Source organism: Cryobacterium melibiosiphilum (assembly GCF_003602235.1).
GTDB lineage: Bacteria > Actinomycetota > Actinomycetes > Actinomycetales > Microbacteriaceae > Cryobacterium > Cryobacterium melibiosiphilum.
In genome coordinates this window covers 1-6779 of record NZ_QZVS01000024.1, presented here as the reverse complement: position 1 = coordinate 6779, position 6779 = coordinate 1, and the positions used below count along the sequence as shown (strand labels likewise).

The window sequence follows — 6779 nt, the reverse complement described above, 5'->3', positions numbered from 1 at the left end:
GGGACGCCCGCCGGGGTGCCCGCCGGGACGCCCGCCGGGGTGTCAGACGAGACGCCTGCCGGCACGCCTGCCGGGACCGGGCGGCCGGTGGCGCGCCCATGACGCTGCCGAATCTCGCTGCCCCGCGGCGCCGGCGGCACTCCGTGGTCACGCCGCGGGTGGAGCGCTCGGTGTTCCTGTCGCAGCTGCTGCTGGCCGGGGCCATGCTGCTGCTGGTCGCGGTGGCGACGCTCGTGGATCCGATCGTGCTGGCCGATCCGCAGTTCTTCGCCGGCCTCACGCTCATTTTCGTGATGACCGGGGTCGCGGCCGCGGTGCCGTGGCGGCGCATCGACAAGCGCTTCACCGTGGCGCTGCCCGTGATCGATATCGTCGGGCTCGTGCTCGCCCGCGAAGGGCAGCCCCTGCTCGGAGTCAGCCTGCTGCTGGTCTTCCCGGTGATCTGGATGTCCACCCACTTCGGCAAGGCCGGCGCGGTCGGCAGCGTGCTGCTCTCGGCCGGGCTGCTCTGGCTGCAGGCGCTGCTCGGTACCGACTCGCTGGACGGCAGCGAGGTGTCCCGGCTGGCCGTGGTGCCGATCATGCTCAGTTTCGTCGCGGCCATGACCTTCGCGACCACGCACCGGGCGGCCGCCCAACGGGTGCTGCTGACCCAGCAGGCCGAGCTGTTCGAGACCGCCCTGCGGCGCTCGAAGCGGCAGCGGCAGACCCTCGACGAGATCTTCGACGCGGTCGATTTCGGCGTCGTCGGGTTCGACCGGTCCCGGCGCCCCACCTTCATCAACCGCGCCCACCGCGAACTGCTCAGCCGGTTCGGGGTGCTCGACGGGCAGCCGACGACCACACTCGTCTACATGGACGACCAGCGCACCGCGTTCGCCCCGACCGAACGACCCTACGACCGCGCCCTGCGCGGCGACACCGTCGACCGGCTCACGGTGTGGATCGGCGACGTCGGCCAGCAGCAGGCCGCGCTGCTGATCTCCGCGCGGCCGGTGCTCGACGACCTGGGAGACTTCGACGGCGGCGTGATGGTCGTGCGGGACGTGACCACGGAACTACGGGCGGTGAAGGCCAGGGACGACCTCGTCGCATCCGTCTCGCACGAGCTGCGCACCCCGCTGACGTCGATCCTCGGCTACCTCGAACTGGTTCTGGACGACGACCGACAGGGCGGCACGACCGACCACCTCGACGCCGACAGCCGGCGGATGCTCGGCATCGCGTCCAAGAACGCCGACCGACTGCTCGCGCTCGTCGCCGAACTGCTCACCGCGGCCAGCGATACCAAGCACACCCTCGCGTTGCGGGTGGCGCCGTGCGAGCTGTCGGGCATCGTCACCGACGCGATTGAGTCGCTCACGCCACTCGCGGCAGAACGCCGCATCGTCTTCGAAACCGGCACATTACCGCTCGTGCCGCTCGAAGCGGATGCCTTTCGCCTGCGCCAGGTCGTCGACAACGTCTTCTCCAACGCGATCAAGTACAACGTCTTCGCGGGCAAGATCACGGTGCAGATCGAGGCGACGGATGCCGCGGTCGAGCTGCGCGTGACCGATACCGGTCGCGGCATGAGCGCCGAGGAGCAGTTGCACCTGTTCGACCGGTTCTACCGGGCGGACTCGGTGCGCGGCTCGAGCGTGCACGGCTACGGCCTGGGGCTCAGCATCAGCCGCGACATCGCCCGGCAGCACGGCGGTGACCTACGGCTCGAGTCGCGGGCGGGCCGGGGGGCGACGGCGATCGTGACGCTGCCCCTGCACCGGTGAGGCGGCATCCGGTCGCCGTATTCTATATTCCATATATGAAATTTATTCAGAAAAGAGTAGCCTGATGAACCTCGACACCCCGACGATGTTCGTCGTGAGCGCGGTGGTCGTGACGCTCTGCGGCGTGACGTTCATCGTGAACGCGGCGTTCAACCGCCACGATGCGGCGGGCCGGGTGTGGAGCCTGGCCTTCATCGCGGCGATGCTGGTCGGCGTCGCGTACGGGCTGAACATGGTCGCGCCGGAGGCGTGGTGGGGGATAGCCCTCGGCAATACCTCGCTCGCCGTCTGTGTCGGGTCGATCTGGTCGGGGGTCCGGCTCTATAACGGGCGTTCGTCGGGGTCGCTCATCTCGGTCGGGCTCGTCGGGTTCGTGGCCGTGACCGGGCTGGTGTACGGCCCCCGGGGCGGCGAGTGGGCCGGCGTCGTGGAGTTGTGGATCGTGCTCGCGCTGCTCGGCGCGCTCGCGACGCGGGAGGCGATCCGCGGGCGCCTCGGCCGCAACCTGAACGGCCGCATGATGGCGGCCGTGATGGCGGTCACGGCGATCTTCAGCGGGGCGCGGGCGATCGTGTTTGTGATCGACGGACCCGACGGCGTGGTGTTCGCGCAGTTCTTCAACGCCGGCGTCGCGACGATGGTCAACCTGTCCCTCGTGGTCGTGATGTCGACCGCGGTCGCCGTGCTGCGTGCCGAACGCGCCGGGGTGAACGCCGTCGGCGACGTGGTGGACGGCATCCGCTCGCGGGCCGGAGTGCTCTCGGCGACGGTGTTCGCTGAGGAAGCGACCGACCACCTCGACCGTGCCGCGCACGCGCGGGCCGGGCTGGTGCTGATCGGCGCGGATATCGACAACCTGCCCGAGATCAACACGGCGTTCGGCCGCGGTGCCGGGGACGAGGCCATCGAGCGGTTTGCGCAGACGCTGCGCCGCAACGCGCCGGTGATGAGCGTCATCGGGCACCACTCCGCCGGACGGTTCTTGGTGCTCGCCTGGGTTGCGTCGGCCACCGAGGCGCTGACCATCGCGGAAAACCTGCAGAGCGCCCTCGTCGATGACCCGCTGACCGAGCCGAGCCAGATCCGGCTGACGGCGAGCTTCGCCCTCGCCGACACCTACGACCACGGTTATGACCTGATCGCGCTGAACGAGGCCGTCTGCGACGGCATCTCGACCGTCAAGCTCAGCGGCGGCAACCTGATCGCGGCCGCGGACGCCCCCGCCCTGCCCTGACCTGCCGCCCGGTGTCTGTACCGTTCGACGGTGTTGAGCGCGGAATCGGGGTTTCTGAGGGTGAAACCGGGTGTTTTCGGGCTGGACTCCGTCGAATGGTACGGGGGCGGCGACGGATGCCGCGGCATCCGCTGCCGGAGTCGGGCCCGGTGGGCGGGCGGTGTCTGTACCATTCGACGGTGTTGAGCGCCGAATGGGGGCGCTTTGGGGCGGAACCGGGTGTTTTCGGGCTGGACTCCGTCAAATGGTACGGGGGTCGATGGTACGGGAGCGTGTGGGGGCGGGGCTATTGGGTCAGGGCGATGGTGAGCTGGTCGGTCGCGGTCTGCTTCGCGTAGGTGGGCACCTTCGTGTTCGTCTGCACGAGCAGCTCGTAGGTGAAGCTGAGCGTGATACTCGTCGCCGCGGCCGCGACCGCCGGCAGCACGATGACCTGGCTGTAGCTCTGCGGGGTCTTCATGTCGTACCCGGGTGAGACCGTGGCCTGGTCCGTGAACGCCGGCGGTGCCGTCAACGCGCCCGTCGGCCCGTTCACCACCGCCACCACGGTCAGCTTCGACAGGAACATGTCCTGCCCCGAGTCGCTACCGAGCGAGCCCACGAGCGACACGTTGACCGGTTTGCTGGCGGCGGCCGTCCACTGGTCCATGCGCAGCGTCGACCAGTAGTTCACGGCGAGGGAGACGTCGCCGGCGGCGACGGTGTGGGCGGCGGATCCGGAGGCGAGGTCGTTTACGACCGCAGCGATCGTGGGCACGGGGGTGGAGGCATCCGCTCGCGTCGAGGTGCGGGCGGATGTGCCGGACGTGCCAGCAGTCGGCGTCGCAGTGGTCGCGGAGGTGGTCGCGCCGCTGGTCGCGCCGGATTCGGCGAGCCACGGCGCCTGCCCACAGCCGGTGAGGCCGAGGGTCACGACCACGGCCAGGCCCGCGGCAAGGCCCGAAACGCGGCGCCGGGCGGCCCGGCGCGGGAGGGTCGCGAGTGCGGCGCGCACAGAACGGCGGGGGAGGTCCATGCTGTCATTCTCCGGGCAATTCAACCCCGCAAAGAGCGGATGCGGCAACTTGATCGGATCTTGTGGCAATCCTGATCGGGCAGCGCGTAAACCCGGCCCGGGGGCTGCCAGAGTTGACCTGTGAGCATCAGAGACCGTATTGCCGACGAGAAGGCCGGAGCCGCCGCATCCGTCGCCGACGTGAACGCCGCCGCCGTGTCGGCCCAGCTGAACAACGACTTCACCGAGATCGTCGCCTCGCTGCAGACCTCGCGGGCCACGATCGGCTGCGTCGTGCCGGCCTACAACGAGGCCGAGACGATCGGCTCCGTGCTCGATTCCCTGCTTGCCCAGACGCGGCTGCCCGACGTGATCCACGTCATTGTGAACAACACGACCGACGACACCGTCGAGATCGCCAGCCACTACGCCGGCCCGCACACCCGGGTCAGCGGGGGAGCGGAGCAGGCGACGGAGATCTTCGTGCATGACATCGGCGTCAACGCCGACAAGAAGGTCGGGGCGCTCAACTACGGTTACTCCCTCGTGGAGGGCTGCGACTTTCTGCTCGGCGTCGACGGCGACACCACCGCCGACCCGCACGCGATCGAGCAGCTCGAAGCCGAGATTGACTCTGACACCCGCATCGGCGGCATCAGTGCCATTTACAGCATCGACGACACCCAGCCGGACGGCCTGATCAGCGGGTTTTTGATCGCCGGGCAGCGAGCCCAGTTCGCGGCGTTCAACATGCAGAACATGCTGCGCGGACGCAACATGGCCGTGCTCGGCGGCCAGTTCTCGATCTTCTCGACCCAGGCGCTGCGCGACGTGATGGTGGAGAGCCACCAGGCCACCCCGTGGGTGAAAGACAGCGAGGTCGAGGATTCGCTGCTCTCGCTGCAGATCAAAAGTGCCGGCTACCTGACCAAAATCAGCGCCCGGGCGCGGGCGAATGTCGGCGGCATGACCACGATGCGCGGCCTCGACGCGCAGCAGGTGAAGTGGAACTTCGGCGCCATCGAGCTGATGTGGCCGGGCCAGCGCGGCGATACCAAGGGGCAGCCGTTCCACCCGAACCTGCGGCTGCGCTGGATTGAGAACTTCTCGATGATCATCAACGTGATCACCCGGGTGATGTTCATGATCCTGCTCACGGCGTCTCTGTCGATCAGCGCCTTCGTGTTCAGCCCGATCTGGCTGATTCCGCCGGTCGTCGCGGGGCTGCTGAACCTGCGCACCGCGGTGTCGATGCAGAGCCGCAGCTGGCGCGACTTCGTCTTCGCGCTGGCCGTGGTGCCGGCCGAGGCCTATATGTGGGTGCGGATCGGGCATTTTCTGCGCGCCTGGACCAAGTTCGCGAGCAACAAGCAGGTTGACAACTGGGCGGCGCAGGCCAAGGCCGAGCGCGGTTCCGGCAACGCCTACCTCGTGCCGCTGCTCGTCGCCGTGGCCGCGGCCGCCGCGCTCGTGTTCATCTGGCTGCAGCTGACGGTGGTCGGGCAGTCCGCAGTGCTGTGGGTCGGCTGGCCGATCCTCGGGGTCGTCACCGTGCTGCAGACCCTGATCATGTTCACGACGCTGATCAAGCGTCACCGCGGGTATCGCGTGTGAGGGCTGCTGTTTTCGTGGGCGAGCACCTCGAGGAAGCGTCGCTGCGATCGCTCAACTCACAGCTGGGCGGTGACCATGCGCTGCAGCAGCGCTTCGTGGGCGACTTCGTGGCGCTGTGGGCCGTGCGCATCGAGCGGCTCGAGCGGGCGCTGGACCTCGGCCGGCTGGACGACGCCGACGTGGTGTTGCTGAGCATCCGCTCGTCGAGTCGGATGGTGGGGGCGGTGCGGCTGGAGGCCGTCGCGGCGCTGGTGCACGGCGCGGTGCTGCTGGGCGACGTGCCCGGCTGCCGCGCGCAGCTCGCGGGCCTGGAGTCCTTGGGCGCCGACGCGTGCCGCGAGCTGACCGCCCATTTCGGCCTCTAGCCCCGGGGGTCTGTACCGTTCGACGGTGTTGGGCGGCGAGATGTCGGTTTTCGCCGGGAAACGGCCCGCTTTCGGGGCGATTACCGTCGAATGGTACGGCGGCGGTGACGGATGCCTCGCCTCGGCAGCCGGGCGGCGGCTGGCGTGAGCCGGCGGGTTTTGTACCATTCGACGGTGTTGGGCGCGACATCGGCCTCGGCCAGCGGGAAAGCCGGTCGGAACCGGGGTGATCTCCGTCGAATGGTACGCGGCGCGCGCGGGGCGGGGCGGGGCGGGGCGGGGCGGGGCGGGTCAGTCGTCCTGGGAGGCAGCGAGGCGGTAGCCGACGCCGCGCACGGTTTCGAGCCAGCGCGGGGTCGCGATGCTGTCGCCGAGCTTGCGCCGCAGATTGCCCATGTGCACCTCGACGGCCCGCTTGTCCGCCTCGTTCACGTAGTACGCCGTGACGTAGCTCTCGCCGCGCAGCAGCAGCGCGAGGTCGGCCTTGCTGCGCACCCGCCGGTTGCTCTCGAGCAGCGCCTCGAGCAGGTCGAACTCGGTGCGGGTCAGCTCGAGGCGGTTCTTGCCCAGGTTGACGAGCCGCATTCCCGGGTTCAGGCGCAGGCCGTTGTGCTCCAGCCAGCCCTCGGCATCGTCGGCGGGAGCGGCCGCGGCTCCGGCGAACAACGCGGCGACGGATGTGGCTACCGGCTCGGCCGCATCGGCCGGCGGCGACGAGCCCTCGGCTGGGGACACGGCGACGGATGCCCCGGCCGGCTCCGCGTCGGCGCTGAGGGCGGGCGGGCGCTCGCCCTCGCGGCGAC

At 69.5% G+C, this 6779-nt stretch carries 6 protein-coding genes; 4 read left to right on the top strand and 2 right to left on the bottom strand.

Annotation, left to right across the window (positions count from 1 at the left end; translation table 11 throughout):
* Both D6T64_RS00375 and D6T64_RS00370 read left to right on the top strand, forming a co-directional pair.
* Window positions 1–1769, top strand: a 1769-nt coding sequence (locus D6T64_RS00375; RefSeq protein ID WP_233550747.1) for a sensor histidine kinase, incomplete at its 5' end; no start/stop codon positions are given.
* Window positions 1770–1833: 64 nt separating this feature from the next.
* The gene (locus tag D6T64_RS00370; RefSeq protein ID WP_119970347.1) at window positions 1834–3003 is read left to right on the top strand and encodes a GGDEF domain-containing protein; all 1170 of its coding nucleotides are present in this window, start codon (window positions 1834–1836) and stop codon (window positions 3001–3003) included.
* A 286-nt stretch (window positions 3004–3289) separates the two neighbouring features.
* On the opposite strand, the gene D6T64_RS00365 is transcribed toward D6T64_RS00370, so the two are convergent.
* Complete coding sequence (locus D6T64_RS00365) at window positions 3290–4018, bottom strand: hypothetical protein (protein ID WP_119970345.1); 729 nt, start codon at window positions 4016–4018, stop codon at window positions 3290–3292.
* Between the two features lie 120 nt (window positions 4019–4138).
* Between D6T64_RS00365 and D6T64_RS00360 the strand changes: the two genes are divergently transcribed.
* Window positions 4139–5611, top strand: coding sequence for a glycosyltransferase family 2 protein (locus D6T64_RS00360; RefSeq protein ID WP_119970343.1), 1473 nt, complete (start codon window positions 4139–4141; stop codon window positions 5609–5611).
* A 14-nt stretch (window positions 5612–5625) separates the two neighbouring features.
* Window positions 5626–5976, top strand: a complete 351-nt coding sequence (locus D6T64_RS00355; RefSeq protein ID WP_119970341.1) for an Hpt domain-containing protein — start codon at window positions 5626–5628, stop codon at window positions 5974–5976.
* Between the two features lie 291 nt (window positions 5977–6267).
* Here D6T64_RS00355 and D6T64_RS00350 read toward each other — a convergent pair.
* Window positions 6268–6779, bottom strand: a 512-nt coding sequence (locus tag D6T64_RS00350) for a winged helix-turn-helix domain-containing protein (protein WP_233550746.1), incomplete at its 5' end; no start/stop codon positions are given.

Bases quoted from the DNA above. Each gene is read 5' to 3' on its own strand.
- D6T64_RS00370 (WP_119970347.1), top strand. From the start codon at position 1,834: ATGAACCTCGACACCCCGACGATGTTCGTCGTGAGCGCGGTGGTCGTG.
- D6T64_RS00365 (WP_119970345.1), bottom strand. From the start codon at position 4,018: ATGGACCTCCCCCGCCGTTCTGTGCGCGCCGCACTCGCGACCCTCCCG.